Here is a 17953-nt window from a genome sequence, read left to right as displayed (position 1 = left end):
GAGGTTCTGTCAATGAAGTTGAGAAAGTCCGTTGCCGCGATTCTGTTTGCCTTGGCCTGCGCCTGTGCGCCGGCAGGGGCGTTTACGCTTGATCTCCAGGGAGGCGTGGTGAATCATGTCAGCGAGATTTCCAAGTTCAACCTGAACGTCTATGGCCACTGGTGGTATCCTATTGACCAGATGCTTTTTGTGGGTATCGGTACGGGCTATCAGGAGATTGACAATACCCGACTGTTCCCGTTGTCTGGTAGCTTGTGGGTGCGCTTGCCGTTTGGACGTACTGTGCTGCCTGTTGCTACGGGAGACTTTGGCTACCTGATAGGAAGTGACCACCAGATGTTCTGGCGTGCCGGTGGCGGCCTGGATATCAAGAATGGCGACTTGTCTTCCATTATGGTCATGGGAGGTTATGAGTTCCTGGACCATTACGGGAAGGGCTACGCCTACATCCAGGCGGGCATCTTAATTGAGTTATAAAAAAGAAAAGGCTGGCCAAGTTTATCTTGGTCAGCCTTTTAATATTCCAGCGTTCTATTTTGAAGAGGCGCTTTAGCACCCTTCAAACGAGCAAGGGCGGCGACAAACAAGCGCAAGCTTGTGATGGCCCATTCCTTGCGATGGGGAGTCCAGAGGGGTGAAACCCCTCTGCATCTAATTTACCCCTTAGCCAGCAGGTCCATCAGTTCGCTGTCGAGGCGATCCGGGTTGTTGTACTGTGCCAGAGAGTTGTGCAGGGATTCACCCTTGGAGACAATACCGAAGTCAAGATTCTTGTAGTTCCAGTAGCTGTAGCCTACGTCTGCGTCACGGAGAATTTCCATGAAGTCGCGCATCCATGCCATCTGGTACTGGCGGGGCACCTGGACGTAGACGCCGAATTCGTTACAGGCGACCGGCAGGTCGTACTTGGCGCGGAAATCCAAGGCGTTCTGGATACTTGCCTGGAGCTTTGCCTTGTCCCACTTGCCGAATTCCACATCGAGGCGGGTGGTGGCACCTGCTTCGGGGGCGGCGTAGTCGCCGGGCCAGGGGCGTTCGATCTTGAAGAAGGGATCGTTAATCCATGCGGCACCCTGATGAGTGAATGTCACCGGAGTGTAGGTATGGAAACTGTAGATGGCGTTATCGTCATCCATAGGTGTGAGAGATTCGAATTCGCGGGCGCTGTTCCACTTGTTGGAACCCACCACGATGGTGTTCTTGGGAGCGTGCTTGCGAATTGTCCAGAAGATTTCGTCCTTTACTTTGTCCCAAATCTTGGAGTCGCTGCAGGAGGGTTCGTTCAACAGTTCCATCATCACACGGGATTCACCGCTATAGCGTTCGGCCATGTAGGCCCAGACCTTGTTGGTGTCCTTGCGTGCTTCGGCGCTGGTGAAGAATGCCTGTTCTTCGGAACATCCCAGGTGGAAGTCATGGCCCGGACACTTATGGAGGTCCAGAATGACGTCCAGGTCGGCTGCCTGAATTTCCTTCAGGGCCTTGTCCAGAAGACCGAAAACTTCTTCGTTGGGCTTCAGTTCGGCGCCATCGAAGACGTTAAAGTAGTCCACCGGCAGGCGAACGTGGTTGAACCCCGCCTCGCGGATGCGCTTGAAATCATTCACGTCAAGGAAGGATTTGATGTGAGGTACCAGTCCAGGAAATCCTACAGGATCTTTTTCCTGAATGCAGTCAACCTGACTGAACCAGCCACCCAAATTCACTCCCCGTAGTCTTTCTTTTTTCATTGTACCATCCCATTGTGTTTTGGTGGTCTGAATTGACCGCCGTTTTTTAGGAATTCCTATTCGTTGACGATCTTCAGGTCTTCTTCGGCGATGTTCAGGCCCATGATGACTTCCATGTCATCTGGGAGGCCGTCGAAGTCCATGACCAGACCGACTTTCTTTTCGTCATCCTTCTGCTTTTCAAAGAGGACGACATCGTAAATCTTCATACTGACCACAGCTTCCTGTGTAACGGGGATTTCAATGGTCATGCCCTTGCTGATGGGGCCTTCAACAATCTTGCCCTTGAAGACCAGAGTGTTGGGATCTTCACCGAGCGACGTTTTCTTAACGTGGAATACAGCCATTATACCTTAGCCAATTATCTTTTGTTTTTCTTTCTATTTCCTCTATGATCACAATTTGATCACGGGAGAAAAGTTAACTTTTTTACATGACTTTACGAGTTGGCCGAATTCCATTTTTAGTCTGTGCGCCCTTTTTTCATGATTTTATTGGGCGTGAGTCGGAATTTCGTGACATTGAATTTATAGACGGCCCCCCTAGCGCCCATTGTGCTGGGCTGAAGGATGGATCCATTCACTTGTCTCCGGCATCTTCCATTACGTTCGCTCAAAAACCAGGCGCTTTTGTTCTTTCGCCGGAATTGTGTACGTCCTGTTCTTTTGAAGTTCGTTCGGTTAAGTTATTTTCCAAATTACAGATAAATTCATTGGATGGCCGTCGCATTCGTATGACAGGTCAAAGTAAGACTTCGGTCACCTTGCTGCGAATTCTTCTGGAAGAACGATTTGGCATAAAGCCCATTTATGTGGATGGCGCCTATGAGGAAGGCGATGATGCTTGCCTCCTGATTGGTGACCAGGCTCTGGAAGAAAATGAGCGTCATCGTTTTGCATACGATTATGACTTGGGTACTCTCTGGCAGGAATGGCAGAAGAAGCCTTTCGTTTTCGGTGCCTGGATTATTTCCAAGAACGCCTTGGACAACGAGCATATAGATTCCCTGCGTCGGTATTTGGATGCCACAAAAATCAGTATCGACAAGTTTAGGGAAAATCCATCACGGGCTCTGGATAAATGGCTGGAACGATATCCGGTAAGTTTACCTCGCCAGGTGGTGGAAAATTATTATAGCGCCCTGGACTATCGTTTTACCGATGAACGTAAGGAATCGTTAAAAAGTTTTTTCAATTACGCACAGAAAATGAGTCTTGTGGAGACTTCTCCTGTGTTGGAATTTTTACAACTCTAGACCCATCAAAAATTGTATTTTTGAACCAGAACCAATCGGTGTGTGGTTTTGGGAAGGGTTAACATGGTTGAAGAAAAAATATTGATTGTGGATGACAATGCCGAAGTCTTGAATCAGACTTCTGAACTTTTGTCTCATGTGGGTTACAATGTGACCTGCTGTAATTCCGGTGAGGAAGCCCTGGCTTTCTTGAACGAAAACCGCGTAGACTTAGTCCTTCTGGACATCAACATGCCGAACCTGAATGGTTATGAAGTCTGCCTGCGAATCCGTCAGCGTTTCGCTCTGGATGACCTGCCCATTATATTCCTCACCAGTCGTGAAGACACGGATAGCATTACCAAGGGCTTCCAGTCTGGCGCATCTGATTTTGTCAGCAAGAATGCCATGACCGATATTCTTTTGGCTCGCGTGAATGTTCATATCCGCCTGGCCCGTGCATTGCGCCACCTGCGAGACATTTCCCTTACGGACGATATGACCGGCTGCTACAACCGTCGTCATGGTATGTACTCCCTGAGGGAATGGTTCTCCCGTAGCCGTCGCTATGGTAATAGTTTCTCCTTGATTTATTTTGATGTGAACGGCTTGAAGACTGTAAACGATCGCTATGGCCATCAGGCCGGCGACCTGCTCCTGCGTTCCGTAGTGAATTCCGTGAAGGCCCTGCTCCGTGAGTCCGATTTGCTGTTCCGTATGGGCGGTGACGAATTCATGATCATCTGCCCCGAAACGGACAAGAAGGGCGCCTTCATTTGCGTGGACCGTATGCGTCAGGCGGTGGATGAAATTACCATCGTGGACCAGAAGGTTTCCTTCGCCTATGGCGTCGCCCATTCTTCCGAAGACTATGCGGAAATGGATGACATGCTCCATAGTGCAGACGTGTCCATGTACGAATGCAAGAAGAAAATGAAATCTTAGTATGATGCAAGGGGCGCTGCCCCCTGGACCCCCGAAAAAAGACTGCGCTTTCATAGGCTACGCCTACTTAGCTTGCTTTAAGTTTTGCGGGAGTATTACAGGGCTTTGCGGACGGCTTCCAAAAGTTCCGTAAGACGGTGGCCGATTTCATCCCAGTTGCCTTCCTGCATGAGTTTTGCACTGAAGATGCTTCCGCCGAATGCCAGCAGGTTGGCGCCAGCCTTGATGTAGTCACCAGCATTTTCTGCGTTTACGCCACTGCAGGCAAGGAGCGGAATGTCGCGGAAGGGACCGCGGAGAGCCTTGATGTACTTGGGGCCGCCTACGCAATCCACCGGGAAAATCTTTACGGCGGTGGCTCCCAGGTCGTAAGCCTTCTGGACTTCCGTAGGGGTGAGCGCTCCCGGAATGATGGGCGTCCTGGAAGAAGCTGCCGTACGGATGATGTTGCTTCGTGTATTGGGAGTCACGATGAAGTTTGCCCCTGCAAGAAGTGCTGCCTCCAGGTCGCTGTCGTGACGGACAGTGCCTGCACCGACGGTGATGCCGTAGGGTTTGCAAGCATCTTTTAGACGGGTAATGATTTCTGCGGCGCCATCGGTATTCATGGTGACTTCAATCGCCTTCAAGCCGCACTTGGCAGCAGTCTTCGCGCAAAGTTCTTCGGAGCCGCGAGGGATATCACGGAGGATGCCGATGACCGGCATGTCTTTTAGAGATTCAAGAAATTCCATGCCTTAAATATACAAGAAAATTATTCAAATCTCAATGCTTCGATAGGATCCAGTCGGCTGGCCTTTCGGGCGGGATACCATCCGAAGAATACGCCTGTCATGAAACAGACGCTGAAGCTTGCGATGACGCTTGTAATGGAGACGCTCATGGGCCAGTTCAGGACGTTTTTCACAATTTCGGAAGCGCCTATCCCGAGGGCTATGCCAATAAGGCCGCCTAGCAGGCTGATCATGACGGATTCGAAAAGGAACTGCAGGAGAATGTCGCGGCCACGGGCGCCAATAGCCATGCGCAGGCCGATTTCCTTGGTGCGTTCCGTAACGGAGACATACATGATGTTCATGATGCCGATGCCGCCTACCAGAAGGCTAATGCCTGCGATTGCCGTAAGGACCAGGGAAAGCATGTCGGAAGTGTTGGTCATCATGGTGATCATTTCTTCCTGGGTGAAAATTCGGAAGGGATCCACGGGCTTTGTCCAGTTGCGTCGTTCCTTCAGGATGCCCATGATTTCTTCGGTGGCCCGTTCCGCGTAACCTTCTCCGATGGAGTTGGCATAAATCTGGCGGATATCCGTGGTAGCGTTAAAGCGTCTCATGACAGTCTGGTAAGGCGTAAAGATGACGTCGTCCTGGTCCTGCCCGAAGTCGCCGCTACCCTTGGTTTTTAAGGTCCCGATGACTTTCAGAGGGATGCTCTTGTATCGGATGGTCTTCCCGATGGGATCCGTGTCGGGGAATAGGTTCTTGATGACGGTCTGGCCGATAACGCAGACTTTTGCCATGCGGTCCGCCTCGTCGTCGAACATGACGCCGTCCTCAATTTCGTAGTTGCGGATCTTGAGATAGTCCGAGGAAATGCCGCTGAGTTGGGTGGGGGAGTTGTTGTTCCCTGCAATAGCCTGTCCGTTTGCGGTAATCATGGGGGAGACTCCGTTGATGAACTGCGCCCTTTCCCGAATTTCGATAACGTCTTCTTCTTCCAGGGAGACTGCGGATTCCGTCTGGACGCCGCCACGACGGTCGCGGTTGGGCATGATGATGATGGCGTTGGTGCCCATGGAGGTCATCTGTTCCTTGATGGACTGCTTGGAACCTTCGCCCATGGCTACCATGGCGATGACGGCGGCTACACCAATGACGATGCCCAGCACCGAAAGGAAGGTGCGCATGCGGTTTCTGAACAGAGCCTTCAGTGCAATTTTCATCAGGATGAACGGACTCATGTTTTCTCCTCGTCATCGAAAACTTCCGGCAGGGGCAATGCCTCCAGTGCCGCACGGGCGTCTGCTACGTTATCGTTCACGACATCCTTTTTCAGGAGGCCGTCCCGCAGGGTGATGGTGCGACCGCTGAAGGTGGCGATATCCGGCTCGTGGGTCACGAAGGCGATGGTCTTTCCCTGTCTATGCAGTTCCTGGAAAATCATCATGATTTCGTAGCTGGTGCGGGTATCCAGATTTCCGGTAGCTTCATCGGCCAGAATAATTACCGGGTCGTTGACCAGGGCGCGGGCAATGGCCACACGTTGCTGCTGACCGCCGGACATCTGGTTGGGCAGGTGGTTCATGCGGTCGGAAAGTCCCACCATTTCCAGAGCTTCGATGGCTCGGCGGCGGCGTTCCCCGGAGGAAACCTTGGAATTGTACAGCAGCGGAAGTTCCACGTTTTCCAGTGCGGTGGTGCGGCTCAGAAGATTGTAACTCTGGAATACAAAGCCAAGCTTCTTGTTTCGGATCCGGGCAAGTGCATCCCGCTTCAGCTTTTCGGTGTGTTCCCCGTCCAGGATATAGTGGCCGCTGGTGGGCTTGTCCATGCATCCTAAAATATTCAGCATGGTGGATTTGCCGGAACCGCTGGTGCCCATGATGGTGACAAATTCCCCTTCGTAAATATCAAAGCTTACCCCACGCAGGGCGTGGACCGTCTCGTCGCCCATCTTGAAATCGCGACGGAGATTCTGGATTGATAAAATAGGGGATTTTTCCATACGCCTTTTTAGATGCCTGTATTCGCGATGGGGTTGCAGTTACTTCCTGAAAACCCACTTTTTGTACAAGGTGAAGCTAGCCAGCACATAGACAATGTTTGCCACGATGTTGGCGAAATAACTGGGCTTCATGAATTTCGTTACGAATTCATTGAAACCGGCAAGCCAGCCGAAGTTCCCAAGTGCATAGACGCAAACTTCCAGAACCAGCAGGTTCAATCCGTAGGCGCAGAGGAATACGATAAGGAATCGGACCACTTCGGTCTTTTTTTCATTCTGGCTCTTGAAATTCCAGATTCGGTTCATCACGTAACTGTTACAACCGCCGGCTACAAAACCTAGGAAGTTGGACAGTTCCAGGTTCCAGTCCAAAAGCTGGTGGAACACCCAGACAACCAGGAGGGTAATCAAGGTGTTCATAATTCCGATGAGATTGTACTTGACGAAATGAAACATTGTCCGCAAAATAATTATTTTGTGGTGCTATGAATTGGATTGAAGATAAAAAGTGCACCGCTGAAGAAGCGGCTCTCCTCATTAACGATGGTGACGTTCTGGGTGTTTCCGGCTTTACGCTGGCTGGCTACCCTAAGGTGGTGCCTACGGCTCTTGCAACCCGCGCGGAAAAACTTCACGCCGAGGGTAAACCCTTCCAGGTGACGCTTTTCTCCGGAGCCTCTACCGGCGATTCCTGCGACGGCGCCCTTGCCCGTGCAGAAGCCGTTAGCTTCCGCATGCCTTATCAGTCCAATCCCGCACTCCGCAAGGCCATCAACTCCGGCTCCATCAAGTACATTGACGCCCACTTGGGCAAGATGGGCTATTGGATCCGTACGGGGGCGCTTCCCCGTCCCACGGTTGCCATTGTGGAAGTGACCCAGATTTTGCCCGATGGTCGCGTGTGCCTTTCTACATCTGGCGGCAATTCCGTTACCTTCCTGGAATCTGCAGAAAAGGTCATTCTGGAATTGAACACCCGCTTTGGGGAAGCCTGCGTGGGCATTCACGACGTGGCGCTGCCGGAACTTCCGCCCCACGCAAAGGCCCTGCCCATTGATGCCGCCGGTGATCGCGTAGGCGATACTTTTGCCCGCGTAAATCCCAATCGCGTTGTTGCTATCGTGGAACAGTCCCGCTTTGACGAAGTTACTCCTTTTGTGGAACCGGATGAAATTTCCCGTAATATCGGGGACCGCATCTTGGACTTTGTCCGCTATGAAGAAAAACGCGGACGCCTCCTGAAGGGGCTGGCCTACCAGAGTGGCGTAGGCAAGGTTGCAAATGCGGTTCTCTCCGCCATGGCTGCTGATAGCCGCCTCCATCAGATTGACCTTTATACCGAAGTCATCCAGGAAGCGGTTCTCCCGCTGTTGAAGAACGGCAAGCTTGGCATCGCCTCCGGTACGGCACTTACTTTGTCTGAAAGTACCCAGAAGGAATTTGTGGCCAATGCTGACGAATGGAAGAAACATTTGATTATCCGCCAGCAGGAAGTGAGCAACAGCCCTGACGTCATCAAGCGTATTGGCGTCATCTCCATGAACACTGCCCTTGAAGTGGATATTTTCGGCAACGTGAACAGTTCCCTGGTGACGGGTTCTGCCATGATGAACGGTATCGGCGGCTCTGCGGACTTTGCCCGCAACTGCCTGCTGGGATTTTTCATGACGCCTTCCGTTGCAAAGAACGGCACCATCAGTTCCGTGGTTCCTTACGTAAGTCATGTGGACCATCCGGATCACGATACCATGATTTTCGTGACGGAGCAGGGTCTCGCCGACCTTCGCGGCCTCGCTGCAGAAGACCGCGCCCGACTGATCATCAAGAACTGCGCCCACCCCAATTTCAAGGAGCCGTTAAGCGACTTCCTGGAATATAGTCTGAAGCACGCCAAGGGCATCCACATGCCTCTGGCCATCAACCGCGCCTTCGAAATGCACCAGAAATTCCTGGAAACGGGTTCCATGCTGTAATTTTTGGGGTGTTTTCCCTTATCCGAAGCCTTGTAAAATCTTTTTTTGTTGGCAATCCAAAGGTCCATTTTTATATTGGACTCAAATGTATCGTTTGATTTTTTTGGTTTTGCCCTTGATTTTTGTCGCCTGTAAAGGACATACAGGCGTCGAATCCGAACTGCAGGAAGATTTCTCCAGTTCTTCCACTGGACATTCTAAGGATCCTAGTAATCCCGGTGACCCCAATAATCCAAATAACCCTGGGGACTCTCAGGGGGGCGAGATTATTATTCCCATCGATCCTGTCGGCGGGAACGAGGAACCTGTGGAAGATACTACCGCTGTCGAAGAGGCGGATGAGCTGCCGAAGTGTACTTCCGCCAATGATGGGGAATCCTTCCTGGTGGCTGCGGAAAATACTCTGTATTTCTGTGTAAACGGGGAATGGCGTACGGACATTGTTGAACAAATCGGTGTTTCCTGTAACGATGGCTCCCTGTCCGTTGGTGCCGAAGAGGAAGAACCGTCCGTATCCGTTTTCGGTATGGATTCCCTCACAGGCGAATTCGTCTACCGTAGGGAGGGCGTGGTTGTTGCCGGTATTGCGGAAAAGGGACCTTTCCGTCATGGTACTTCCGTAACGGTGGTGGAATTGGATAGCCTGCATCGCCTGGCTGATTCCGACCGTAAGCACAAGACCTGCATTACCACCGGTAATGGCTCCTATACTTTTGATGCGTTTGATATTGTTTCTCCTTATGTCCGAGTGGAAGCATTCGGCTATTACAAGAGTGAATTGACCGGCGGTCTTTCTGCCGAGCCGGTAACGCTCACCTCTGTAACGGACCTTACGGAAAAGGATTCCGTAAACGTGAATATCCTGACTCATCTTGAGGCTGTACCTACTCTCAAGCTTGTGGAACAGAGCGGTTACAATTCTCCGGTCCGTATGTTCAAGGAACAGTCCCTGAAGAAGGTCCTGTACGCTTTCGGCATCAAGATTGAAGGCTTTAACGATTCCTTCTTTATGCAGCAGCAGGGCGTTTTTGGCGGCTTTGGAGGTGGTGCGTCCGCTTCCACGATTTCCAGAACCGCAGATGAAGTAAGCCTGTTTGCTGGTGATGAATTTAGTGAGGCTCTCCTGGCGATATCCGTCATGCTGCAACGCCATGGTTCCGGTCAGAAGATGTTGCAGTTTGCAGATTCCATCGCCCAGAAAATTGCTGGCAGCGGTAACTGGGACGACTGGACTTCCAGGGCTCACCTGGCAGACTGGCTTATGGCTCTTGATATTAACGGCTCCTTTGAAAAGATCCGTAAGAATGTGGCTGGCTGGGGCCTGGGCGATGTTCCCGACTTTGAACGTCACCTGCGTAAGTTCTGGACTAGTGAATTCCAGTTCCCCACTTGCGGCAAGTCCAATAATGGCGTGGTGACTCATATCGGTTACAGCCAGAGTAATTACTTTGGATGTAATTACCAGGATACGACCAAGACCAAGGTCCGTTTTACCTGCGATGCGGAACTGGGCAGATGGCGCGCCGCCACCGATATCGAAAAGGATACGGTGGGCCTTGGTGCCGATACATCCAAGTATGACGGGGCAATCCGTCCGGGTGTGATCAACAAGGATATCAGCTACATCTATGAAAAGTCCTCCGGCAAGTGGCGTGCTGCCACTAGCGATGACATCATGGATTTTGTCGATGTGGAAGACGTCTATAAGAGCCTCGCTCCGGGCGAATCCGTAGTGTTCGTGCTTCGCCATGCGGAACGTACCAATGAGACGGGTTCCAAGGGCCACCTGACGGATAACGGTAAGGCCCAGGCGAAGAGCGTTGGGGCCAAGTTCAAGAATGCCGGCCGCATTTACTTTGCCTATTCCGGATATACCCGCACCTTGGAAACCTGCGAAAACATTGCGGCAGGCGCTGGATTAAGCGCTTCTCCCGATAGCCTTGCGGGCCTCGATGGGGAATGGTTTGTTAAGTCTGGTCAACCTTCCATTGAAGATGTGAGCCGCTGGGCCTATACGGGTTCTCCTGCTGGAAGTTTCTACGATTTGGAAGGCCGTAGCAAGGAACTGGTTTCTGATTACATCCTGGCCAATCGCAGCAAATTGCAGAAGGTCAACTTCTACATTTCTCACGATAGAATGGTCCTACCTCTTGCGGTTTATGCATCTCAGAAGAAGGTTGACTTGCGATTCTTCGATGTGATGGGCACGCGCAACTGGATCAACTTCCTGGCGGGTGCAGCAGTGATTTTTGACAGCGCAGGCAAGGTTCGTTATGTTCCTGTCCGTGGCCTTGATTCCGGCACCATGAAACTGTAGCTTTTCATAGTTTGTAAAGGATTTCAAAGATCAGGTCCCCCGAGCTTCTCGCGGGACCTTTCCTTATGCAAAAACACCTTATTTTCCCTACATCCCCTTCCTACTTCCTACTTCCTACTACCTACTTTTATTACATTTCCGTCGTTGATTTTTATCAAGTAAGTTCACCTAAAAGAATGGATAAAATCCAATATGAATGAAACGCAACAGAATACTGCAGAATCCCAGGTAGCAGCACCCGCTGCCGCTGAAGAAGCTGTAGTGGCTACCCCGGCAAAGGCTAAGGGACGTTTTGACGAGCAGATCGGCTTGATGTCCCCTACTGATGCTGCAAAGGTTCAGGCTCAGCTTGACCTTACTCCTGGTGCCGATTCCGCTGTCTTCGAAATTGTCGAAGCCCATGGCGGTGGATTCCAGGTGCTATACAAGACTTATGACCAGTCTGTAACTGCCCGTAATGCTCTCAAGGCAAAGGACGACGCTTCTTCTGCAGTTCTTCCCATTGCCAAGGCTACTCTGGGCAAGGAATACTGCAATGGCGACGTCGTAGAAGGCGTATGCCAGGGCGAAAAGGAAGTCTTCACTATCGGCAAGCTTGCTGAATTCCAGGCAACGGGCCTTATCGTAGTGATGGCTGTGATTATCGGCCTTTGCTTGCTCTGCTACCTGATGAACTTCATCATGGCAAAGCTTGGCCTCAATGTGGACAAGGCTCCGGCACCCGCAGTCAAGGCTGCTCCCGCTGCCGCTGCTCCGGCTGCAGCACCTGCTGCCGCTGCACCCCGTACCATTGGCCCCGCCCACTGCGACTGGGATCCCAATGCTAAGAGCGTTCATCCGGGCATGACCAACAAGCAGCTCCAGGCTTTCCTGTCCATTGCTGCTATTGCCGCCCTCGAAGAACATCCGGGCCTTACCAATGACGAACTGGTAGTGATCATGACTGCAGCTGCAACTCAGGTTCTCGGTCAGCCCTGCCGCGTCACCGCATACAAGAATGTTAACTCCCCTGCTTGGACCATCGTTTAAGTCTAGCCAGGTAAACCTTTAAAAATTCAACAGGCTATTTAGCCAGGAAAAAGAAAAATGAAGAAGACCGTACGTATCAGTTTCGAAGGCAAGAGCTACGATGTAGAAGTTGAAGTTCTTGATTCCAATGTTGCCGTTGCTCCGGCTGCTGCTCCTGCTGCAGCTCCCGCTCCGGTTGCTGCTCCGGCTCCCGCTGCTGCACCTGCTGTTGCTGGTGGTACCGAAGTGAAGAGCCCCCTCGCTGGTTCTGTGTTCAAGCTGAAGGTCAAGGTTGGCGATAAGGTTGAAGCTAACCAGGAAGTTGCAATCATCGAAGCTCTCAAGATGGAAAACCCGGTTGTCGCTCCTTGCGCAGGTACCGTGAACTCTGTCGCTGTTAAGGAAACTGACACCGTCGTTGACGGCCAGACTCTCCTCACCATCGCTTAATTCAGCCTACTGAGGTACATATAAATGAGTTCAATCCTTAACTCCGTTGTCCAGTTCGCTGGCGACACTGGCTTTGCCTACATCACTCCGTCTATGATCGTGATGTGGATTGTCAGCTTCGTCCTGATGTACTTGGCAATCGTGAAAAAGTTCGAACCGCTGCTGCTCTTGCCGATCGCACTGGGCGCTCTTGCGGTGAACATCCCCACCAAGGGATTCTATGATGGTGGCTGGAGCATCGAGGGCATGTTTGTCCCGACTGAAGGCCTCTATTACTACATCAGCCAGGGTATCCATCTGGAACTCTTCCCGCCCATCATCTTCCTGGGCGTGGGTGCCATGACTGACTTCGGACCGCTGATTGCTAATCCCCGCACCCTGTTGTTGGGTGGTGGCGCTCAGTTCGGTGTCTTCGCTACCATGTTCTGCGCCGTTGCTTTCGGTGGCTTTACTCTTGGCGAAGCTGCTTCCATCGGTATTATCGGTGGTGCAGATGGTCCGACCTCCATCTTTACTGCTAACAAGTTGGCTAAGCACCTCATCGGCCCCATCGCCGTTGCAGCTTACACCTACATGGCTCTCGTTCCGCTGATCCAGCCGCCCATCATGCGTCTCATGACCAATGATGCCGAACGCAAGATCCGCATGAAGGCTCTCCGCAAGGTTTCCAAGGCCGAACGTCTTGCCTTCGCTGTCATGGTCATGGTTGTCTGCATCCTGGTCGTGCCCGATGCTTCTGCTTTGATTATCATGCTCATGCTGGGTAACATCTTCAAGGAATCCGGCGTTGTTGATCGTCTCGTCAAGACCGGTCAGAACGAACTCATGAACATCGTGACTATCTTCCTCGGTACTTCCGTGGGCCTCACCATGTCTGCCGACATCTTCCTCCGTCCGCAGACCCTCATGATCATCGCCATGGGCGTGGTCGCATTCGGCTTCTCTACCGCTGCTGGCCTCTTCCTCGCAAAGATCATGAACAAGCTCTCCCCGAAGAATCCGGTGAACCCGCTCATTGGCTCCGCTGGCGTTTCCGCTGTGCCGATGGCTGCACGAGTTTCCCAGGTGGAAGGTGCTAAGTATGACCCGCAGAACTTCCTGCTGATGCACGCTATGGGCCCCAACGTGGCTGGCGTGATCGGTACTGCAGTTTGCGCAGGTTACATGATTAGCAGACTTGCTTAATCAAAAGCATTCGCAAAATTAAAGAAACCCTCGGTGACGAACCGGGGGCTTCTTTCTTTTATGAATTTAGATGGCGTCCTTTAAAATGATGCCGCCGTTTAGGTATCGATGGATGACAGAATTGATCAGCGTCTGGTAGGGGATTCCTGCCTGTTCTGCCTTTTTCTTCATGCTTGAAATCACCTCTTTCAATGGCTTCCATGAGAATTCTTTCTTCTTCGTCAAGAGGCTCATCAATGACTTCGTATTTTTTCATAAGCCCTCCTTTTGGTGCTTTCTTGAACTAAATGCGTTTTTCAGAAAAATGCTCTTGTTGTCTTCGACAAATGGTATACAATGAATGTAGTTGTTGTGTTCAACAAGAAACATCATCTGCCCGTTATGGTCAATTTGATTGTCTGCAGGGATGATTTTGCAAAAATACTGGCAGGGACTTACCCTGGCGTTACACCATTTGCCCAGGGGTTCGGGGGCGGAGCCCCTGAATGATAGCGCGGCGGAAAGATGGTTTATCCTGAATTCGCAATCGCTATGCGATTGCCCGGGAGGGTTTTAGGGAGGGCGAAGCCTTCCCTAATGATAAAAAGAAAACCTCGCTGTCAAGCGAGGCTTTCTTTTTTAAGGGTGGATGACCGGACTCGAACCGACAACATCCAGAATCACAATCTGGGACTCTAACCAATTGAGCTACATCCACCATGAATGTGTGCCAAATATAAAAAAGCCACCCCAAATTTCAAGGGTGGCCTAAACTTTTTTTTGAAAAACGTGCTTTTTTTGCCTGCGTCGCTAAAGTTAGCCGTTCTTCAACTTGGACGTAAGGCGCAGGAAGTTGGAGCGCTTAAAGTCGTTACGATGGTCGTCGCAGAAACGGGGGTAGATGTACTGCTTGGGGAAGATACGGATGGTGAACTTCTCGTTGCAGCCTTCCAGACAGCACTTGAAGGTCAGGTCCATGGATTCCGTGTAGTTGTGGCGGAAGATGATGTTCTTGGACTCGATGTTTTCGATGTCCTTCTTCTGCTTCTGACGCTGCTTGATGTCGCGGTGCTGTTCGCAGTACTTGGCGATCGGATGGCCCCAGAATTCGCGGCCGCAGCCCGGTTCCTGGCAGACTTTCAACTTAATGCGCTTCTTTTTCTTGTACTTGGGTAACTGCATATAGACCTCATTTAGATCAACAGACGGGGTTGACCCGACCATCTTGTTAAAAGATAGTAAAAAATGAAAAAAAGTCGTACAAATGGGGTGATAACAACGTTTATAAGGGGAGCTGTTTTTTGAAAGTGAGGTTTTATGAAGTGGATCTGGACATTGTTGATCTTCCTTTGGGGGTGCTATAACGATACGGGGGCGGACGGGGAGGTGGCCGGGCGGGTGACGTTCCTGGACGTGGGGCAGGGGCTGGCGGTGCTGCTGGAACAGGAGGGGCGGTTTGCCATGTACGATCTGGGGCCCGATTCTGCGGGGGTGTGGGATTCCTTGCGGGCGCGGGGTGTAGATACGCTGGAATGGGCGGTCCTGAGCCATAATCATCGGGATCACGGAGGTTCCGTATTTGAAATGAACCTGGGGGATGGATCCGCCGGTGGGGAGGGTGCGTCCCCTTTTATCCGCAGGCTCTATGTGGGGCCGGATACGTCCGGCGGTTTCGTCAGGGACAGTATCCTTCGGGTGGCTTTTCGCCTGAAAATTCCGGTGGATACCCTCTACCGTGGGGACGAACTATCCCTCGGGACCATGACCTTAAAGGTTCTCTGGCCGGCAACGTTCACGAAGGTAGGTGACAACGGGGCAAGTCTTGTACTGCAGGGTCGTTCCGCAGGCGGTTACGACGGGAGTGTATTGGGTCGTTCGAATTCCGCAGGATCAGACAATCCGGACGTCTCCTTTCTCCTGACAGGCGACCTGGATTCCGCGGGGGAGCGCCGCCTGATGGAGCTTTCGCCGGATCTTACGTCGGGACTGTTGCAGGTGGGACACCACGGTTCCGCGGGGAGCAGCACCCTCAGGTTCCTCTCCCGGGTGGCGCCGCGTCAGGCGGTCATTAGCGTGGGGGCCCATAACGGGTACGGCCACCCAACAGAAAACGTACTGCGGAAACTGCAGTACGTCATAGGAGTGCCTGTGGATTCTTCCCGCAGTGAGCTGATCTCGCGTACGGATCTGGAGGGGAGCGTTTCCTACCAGGTGATCCCTGGTGTGGGAATTCTGAAGGACTAATCCCCGAAGCCTACGCGGGCCTGGAAGTGGCAGCGGGCCTTGAAGGGATTTTTCTTCATTTCCTCGGCGTTCATCCCGAAGAAGACCACATGGTGCTTGGAGTCCCTGAAACGTACGATGCTGACCTTTTCGCCAGGGGGCACCTGGTGGATGTAGTTCAACTGCAGGGAACGGATGCCGCGTTCCTTACACTCCTCCCTGCTTAGGCAGTCTGTGACCCAGTCCACGTAACGGCAATGGTTTACGTGATGGTTGATGTCCAGGTCGCTATTGCGGGCCTGCACCTGGTCTACCACCTTCGGGAAAAGCCCGATGGGGAGAATGTCCAGCTTTTCGGGGAAGGCTTGCTTGTTTTGCAGGGGAATGGGGTAAGGACTTTCGGAGGGAGGCACTGCCTGCATGTTCTTCATGTCTACCAATAGCCAGGAAGAAGTTCCCTCGGCAAGGGAATTGCCCATGGCGTCCAGGATGCTGTAATCCTTGTATATTACTTTGTCCTTATAGTTCTCTTTAGCCCAGGTACTGATGGTCAGTTCTTCGCCAATGACAGGAACGTGATTGAATCGCAGTTTCATGCGGGTCACGGCGCAGCCATAGCCTATCTTCATCATTTTCCAGAGGCCATAGCCGTTGCGTTCCGCATCGGCAATTGCAGTTTCTTCGGTAAACTGGAACAGTCGAGAGAGCTTAAGACGGCTGTATTCATCGCAGTCGGAAAAGCGTACGGTAAACTTTAACTCTGTGATTTTGTTGTTCATCTAGACCTCTCGAAAAATAACGGACGCATGAATTTCTATCTTTGGCTTGTTCATTGAAACTATATATTTTTTCGGTTTATGGTTAGCACAAATACACGTCCTGCATCTATTCAGTTGCCTGCTCTCAGTTCCTATAATGGCGAAATCCGCGTTCCGGGTTCCAAGAGCATTACCAACCGCGTCTTTTTGATTTCCGCCCTGGCTAAGGGGGTGACCAAACTGCACAATTTGCTGCGCAGTGACGATACCCGCTATATGGGGGAAGCCCTTAAGGAACTGGGTGTGAAAATCCAGATGTCCGAGGACTTTACGGAAGCTGTGGTGGTGGGCAATGGTGGCCCGCTGAAGGCTCCCGAAAATGTGGATGGGGATGAAGTGGCTGACCTTTACCTGGGTAATGCGGGTACTGCCATGCGTTCCCTTTGCGCAGCACTTACTCTGGGTGAAGGTGAATTTAACCTGACTGGCGAAGACCGCATGAAGGAACGTCCTATCCGTGACCTGGTGGATGCTCTCAAGACCTTGGGGGCCGACGTCAGCTACAAGGAAAACGAAGGCTATCCGCCGGTTTGCATCAAGGCTCATGGCCTGAAGGGCGGCACTGTTAGCGTTCGCGGAAATATTTCCAGCCAGTACCTGACTGCACTTCTGATTTGTGCTCCCTACGCAGAAAGCGAAATGCATATCCATGTGGAAGGTACCTTGATTTCCGTTCCCTACATCCTCCTTACTCTGGATGTGATGAAGCATTTCGGAATTGAAGTCCGCAGAGAAGGCCTCACGGATTTTTACGTGCCGAAGGGCGTTTATCAGAGTCCTGGTGACTACATGGTGGAAAGCGATGCAAGTTCCGCTAGCTACCCGCTGGCTGCCGCTGCCATTACAGGCGGCAAGGTCCGTGTTCTGGGGGTAGGTTCTGACTGCCGTCAGGGCGATATTGCCTTTACCAAGGTTCTGGAAGCCATGGGCGCTAAGGTGACCATGGGCCCGGATTGGGTGGAGTGCGTCGGTGCGCCCCTTAAGGGGGTGGATATGAACCTGAACGATATTCCTGACGCAGCCATGACGGTTGCTCCCCTGGCTCTTTTTGCCAAGGGCAAGACCCGCATTAGTGGCATTGCCAGCTGGAAGGTGAAGGAAACGGACCGCATTACCGCTATCGCTACGGAACTCCGTAAGGTAGGCGCAGAAGTAATTGCCGGTGATGACTTCATCGAAATCACCCCTCCTGCAAAGCCGGTGGAAAACGCATCCATTGCAACCTACAATGACCATCGCATGGCCATGTGCTTTAGTCTGGTGGCCTTGGGTGGCGTGCCCATTACCATCCTGGATCCGGCTTGCGTCAACAAGACTTATCCCAAGTACTTCGAAGATTTTCTGAAACTTTCAAAGTAGTTGGTTTG

The 17953-nt window shown here is 51.9% G+C and carries 20 protein-coding genes and 1 tRNA gene; 11 read left to right on the top strand and 10 right to left on the bottom strand.

Translation table 11 applies throughout. From position 1 onward, the window contains the following. The first annotated feature begins 12 nt into the window (after positions 1-12). Positions 13-477 (top strand): hypothetical protein, encoded by a 465-nt coding sequence (locus BGX12_RS07420; protein ID WP_233246301.1) that lies wholly within the window; start codon positions 13-15, stop codon positions 475-477. A 179-nt stretch (positions 478-656) separates the two neighbouring features. Here BGX12_RS07420 and BGX12_RS07415 read toward each other — a convergent pair whose 3' ends face one another. Continuing rightward, on the bottom strand, positions 657-1730 hold the full coding sequence (locus BGX12_RS07415) for a glycoside hydrolase family 5 protein (RefSeq protein WP_109735449.1): 1074 nt from the start codon (positions 1728-1730) through the stop codon (positions 657-659). 56 nt (positions 1731-1786) lie between these two features. Further along, the gene (locus tag BGX12_RS07410; RefSeq protein ID WP_073228499.1) at positions 1787-2077 is read right to left on the bottom strand and encodes a hypothetical protein; all 291 of its coding nucleotides are present in this window, start codon (positions 2075-2077) and stop codon (positions 1787-1789) included. 86 nt (positions 2078-2163) lie between these two features. Between BGX12_RS07410 and BGX12_RS07405 the strand changes: the two genes are divergently transcribed. Beyond that, on the top strand, positions 2164-2985 hold the full coding sequence (locus BGX12_RS07405; RefSeq protein WP_109735448.1) for a menaquinone biosynthetic enzyme MqnA/MqnD family protein: 822 nt from the start codon (positions 2164-2166) through the stop codon (positions 2983-2985). A 63-nt stretch (positions 2986-3048) separates the two neighbouring features. Further along, a complete protein-coding gene (locus BGX12_RS07400; protein ID WP_109735447.1) occupies positions 3049-3909 on the top strand; it encodes a diguanylate cyclase in 861 nt (286 codons plus the stop codon). A 95-nt stretch (positions 3910-4004) separates the two neighbouring features. Here BGX12_RS07400 and BGX12_RS07395 read toward each other — a convergent pair whose 3' ends face one another. Genes BGX12_RS07395 through BGX12_RS07380 form a run of 4 tightly spaced genes read right to left on the bottom strand, consistent with a single transcriptional unit; the run spans position 4005 to position 7089 of the window. Further along, complete coding sequence (locus tag BGX12_RS07395; protein WP_109735446.1) at positions 4005-4643, bottom strand: bifunctional 4-hydroxy-2-oxoglutarate aldolase/2-dehydro-3-deoxy-phosphogluconate aldolase; 639 nt, start codon at positions 4641-4643, stop codon at positions 4005-4007. A gap of 20 nt (positions 4644-4663) precedes the next feature. After that, complete coding sequence (locus BGX12_RS07390) at positions 4664-5869, bottom strand: ABC transporter permease (RefSeq protein ID WP_109735445.1); 1206 nt, start codon at positions 5867-5869, stop codon at positions 4664-4666. Continuing rightward, positions 5866-6633: an ABC transporter ATP-binding protein gene (locus tag BGX12_RS07385; RefSeq protein WP_109735444.1), complete on the bottom strand. Its 768-nt coding sequence runs from the start codon at positions 6631-6633 to the stop codon at positions 5866-5868. The genes BGX12_RS07390 and BGX12_RS07385 overlap by 4 nt, the downstream gene beginning before the upstream one ends. Positions 6634-6672: 39 nt before the next feature. Next, the gene (locus BGX12_RS07380; RefSeq protein WP_109735443.1) at positions 6673-7089 is read right to left on the bottom strand and encodes a GtrA family protein; all 417 of its coding nucleotides are present in this window, start codon (positions 7087-7089) and stop codon (positions 6673-6675) included. Positions 7090-7118: 29 nt separating this feature from the next. Here BGX12_RS07380 and BGX12_RS07375 point away from each other — a divergent pair, with 29 nt between their 5' ends. From BGX12_RS07375 to BGX12_RS07355, 5 genes are all read left to right on the top strand, one after another. Continuing rightward, positions 7119-8606: an acetyl-CoA hydrolase/transferase C-terminal domain-containing protein gene (locus BGX12_RS07375; RefSeq protein WP_109735442.1), complete on the top strand. Its 1488-nt coding sequence runs from the start codon at positions 7119-7121 to the stop codon at positions 8604-8606. Positions 8607-8691: 85 nt separating this feature from the next. Next, positions 8692-10923: a histidine phosphatase family protein gene (locus BGX12_RS07370; RefSeq protein WP_109735441.1), complete on the top strand. Its 2232-nt coding sequence runs from the start codon at positions 8692-8694 to the stop codon at positions 10921-10923. Positions 10924-11115: 192 nt separating this feature from the next. Then, complete coding sequence (locus BGX12_RS07365; protein WP_109735440.1) at positions 11116-11952, top strand: hypothetical protein; 837 nt, start codon at positions 11116-11118, stop codon at positions 11950-11952. Between the two features lie 57 nt (positions 11953-12009). After that, on the top strand, positions 12010-12381 hold the full coding sequence (locus tag BGX12_RS07360; protein ID WP_109735439.1) for a biotin/lipoyl-containing protein: 372 nt from the start codon (positions 12010-12012) through the stop codon (positions 12379-12381). 24 nt (positions 12382-12405) lie between these two features. Beyond that, positions 12406-13566, top strand: a complete 1161-nt coding sequence (locus tag BGX12_RS07355; protein ID WP_109735438.1) for a sodium ion-translocating decarboxylase subunit beta — start codon at positions 12406-12408, stop codon at positions 13564-13566. Positions 13567-13624: 58 nt separating this feature from the next. Here BGX12_RS07355 and BGX12_RS15315 read toward each other — a convergent pair whose 3' ends face one another. Then, positions 13625-13822 (bottom strand): hypothetical protein, encoded by a 198-nt coding sequence (locus BGX12_RS15315; protein WP_146196287.1) that lies wholly within the window; start codon positions 13820-13822, stop codon positions 13625-13627. 80 nt (positions 13823-13902) lie between these two features. Between BGX12_RS15315 and BGX12_RS15505 the strand changes: the two genes are divergently transcribed. Next, complete coding sequence (locus tag BGX12_RS15505) at positions 13903-14055, top strand: hypothetical protein (RefSeq protein WP_158278193.1); 153 nt, start codon at positions 13903-13905, stop codon at positions 14053-14055. Positions 14056-14189: 134 nt separating this feature from the next. On the opposite strand, the gene BGX12_RS07350 is transcribed toward BGX12_RS15505, so the two are convergent. Together BGX12_RS07350 and BGX12_RS07345 are read right to left on the bottom strand one after the other, a co-directional pair. After that, a tRNA-His gene (locus tag BGX12_RS07350) sits at positions 14190-14263 on the bottom strand. Positions 14264-14361: 98 nt separating this feature from the next. Continuing rightward, complete coding sequence (locus tag BGX12_RS07345; protein WP_109735437.1) at positions 14362-14727, bottom strand: hypothetical protein; 366 nt, start codon at positions 14725-14727, stop codon at positions 14362-14364. A 279-nt stretch (positions 14728-15006) separates the two neighbouring features. Between BGX12_RS07345 and BGX12_RS07340 the strand changes: the two genes are divergently transcribed. Next, positions 15007-15789, top strand: a complete 783-nt coding sequence (locus BGX12_RS07340; RefSeq protein WP_233246300.1) for a ComEC/Rec2 family competence protein — start codon at positions 15007-15009, stop codon at positions 15787-15789. On the opposite strand, the gene BGX12_RS07335 is transcribed toward BGX12_RS07340, so the two are convergent. Then, the gene (locus tag BGX12_RS07335; RefSeq protein ID WP_109735435.1) at positions 15786-16547 is read right to left on the bottom strand and encodes an acyl-[acyl-carrier-protein] thioesterase; all 762 of its coding nucleotides are present in this window, start codon (positions 16545-16547) and stop codon (positions 15786-15788) included. The genes BGX12_RS07340 and BGX12_RS07335 overlap by 4 nt on opposite strands. Before the next feature lie 78 nt (positions 16548-16625). Here BGX12_RS07335 and aroA point away from each other — a divergent pair, with 78 nt between their 5' ends. Continuing rightward, complete coding sequence (gene aroA / locus BGX12_RS07330) at positions 16626-17945, top strand: 3-phosphoshikimate 1-carboxyvinyltransferase (RefSeq protein WP_109735434.1); 1320 nt, start codon at positions 16626-16628, stop codon at positions 17943-17945. Positions 17946-17953: the final 8 nt, after the last annotated feature.

The organism is Fibrobacter sp. UWR4 (assembly GCF_003149045.1).
Lineage (GTDB): Bacteria > Fibrobacterota > Fibrobacteria > Fibrobacterales > Fibrobacteraceae > Fibrobacter.
The sequence above is the reverse complement of the archived record's forward strand: the minus strand, read 5'-3'. Positions and strand labels throughout refer to the sequence as shown.

What these genes read in the sequence shown, in the direction of transcription:
- BGX12_RS07390 (WP_109735445.1), bottom strand. Translation starts at nt 5,869, where the DNA reads ATGAGTCCGTTCATCCTGATGAAAATTGCACTGAAGGCTCTGTTCAGA.
- BGX12_RS07335 (WP_109735435.1), bottom strand. Translation starts at nt 16,547, where the DNA reads ATGAACAACAAAATCACAGAGTTAAAGTTTACCGTACGCTTTTCCGAC.
- BGX12_RS07380 (WP_109735443.1), bottom strand. Translation starts at nt 7,089, where the DNA reads ATGTTTCATTTCGTCAAGTACAATCTCATCGGAATTATGAACACCTTG.
- BGX12_RS07385 (WP_109735444.1), bottom strand. Translation starts at nt 6,633, where the DNA reads ATGGAAAAATCCCCTATTTTATCAATCCAGAATCTCCGTCGCGATTTC.
- BGX12_RS07375 (WP_109735442.1), top strand. Translation starts at nt 7,119, where the DNA reads ATGAATTGGATTGAAGATAAAAAGTGCACCGCTGAAGAAGCGGCTCTC.
- BGX12_RS15505 (WP_158278193.1), top strand. Translation starts at nt 13,903, where the DNA reads ATGAATGTAGTTGTTGTGTTCAACAAGAAACATCATCTGCCCGTTATG.
- BGX12_RS07345 (WP_109735437.1), bottom strand. Translation starts at nt 14,727, where the DNA reads ATGCAGTTACCCAAGTACAAGAAAAAGAAGCGCATTAAGTTGAAAGTC.
- BGX12_RS07370 (WP_109735441.1), top strand. Translation starts at nt 8,692, where the DNA reads ATGTATCGTTTGATTTTTTTGGTTTTGCCCTTGATTTTTGTCGCCTGT.
- BGX12_RS07410 (WP_073228499.1), bottom strand. Translation starts at nt 2,077, where the DNA reads ATGGCTGTATTCCACGTTAAGAAAACGTCGCTCGGTGAAGATCCCAAC.
- BGX12_RS07420 (WP_233246301.1), top strand. Translation starts at nt 13, where the DNA reads ATGAAGTTGAGAAAGTCCGTTGCCGCGATTCTGTTTGCCTTGGCCTGC.
- BGX12_RS07360 (WP_109735439.1), top strand. Translation starts at nt 12,010, where the DNA reads ATGAAGAAGACCGTACGTATCAGTTTCGAAGGCAAGAGCTACGATGTA.
- BGX12_RS07355 (WP_109735438.1), top strand. Translation starts at nt 12,406, where the DNA reads ATGAGTTCAATCCTTAACTCCGTTGTCCAGTTCGCTGGCGACACTGGC.
- BGX12_RS07365 (WP_109735440.1), top strand. Translation starts at nt 11,116, where the DNA reads ATGAATGAAACGCAACAGAATACTGCAGAATCCCAGGTAGCAGCACCC.
- BGX12_RS07340 (WP_233246300.1), top strand. Translation starts at nt 15,007, where the DNA reads ATGTACGATCTGGGGCCCGATTCTGCGGGGGTGTGGGATTCCTTGCGG.
- BGX12_RS07400 (WP_109735447.1), top strand. Translation starts at nt 3,049, where the DNA reads ATGGTTGAAGAAAAAATATTGATTGTGGATGACAATGCCGAAGTCTTG.
- BGX12_RS15315 (WP_146196287.1), bottom strand. Translation starts at nt 13,822, where the DNA reads ATGAAAAAATACGAAGTCATTGATGAGCCTCTTGACGAAGAAGAAAGA.
- BGX12_RS07415 (WP_109735449.1), bottom strand. Translation starts at nt 1,730, where the DNA reads ATGAAAAAAGAAAGACTACGGGGAGTGAATTTGGGTGGCTGGTTCAGT.
- BGX12_RS07395 (WP_109735446.1), bottom strand. Translation starts at nt 4,643, where the DNA reads ATGGAATTTCTTGAATCTCTAAAAGACATGCCGGTCATCGGCATCCTC.
- aroA (WP_109735434.1), top strand. Translation starts at nt 16,626, where the DNA reads ATGGTTAGCACAAATACACGTCCTGCATCTATTCAGTTGCCTGCTCTC.
- BGX12_RS07405 (WP_109735448.1), top strand. Translation starts at nt 2,164, where the DNA reads ATGACTTTACGAGTTGGCCGAATTCCATTTTTAGTCTGTGCGCCCTTT.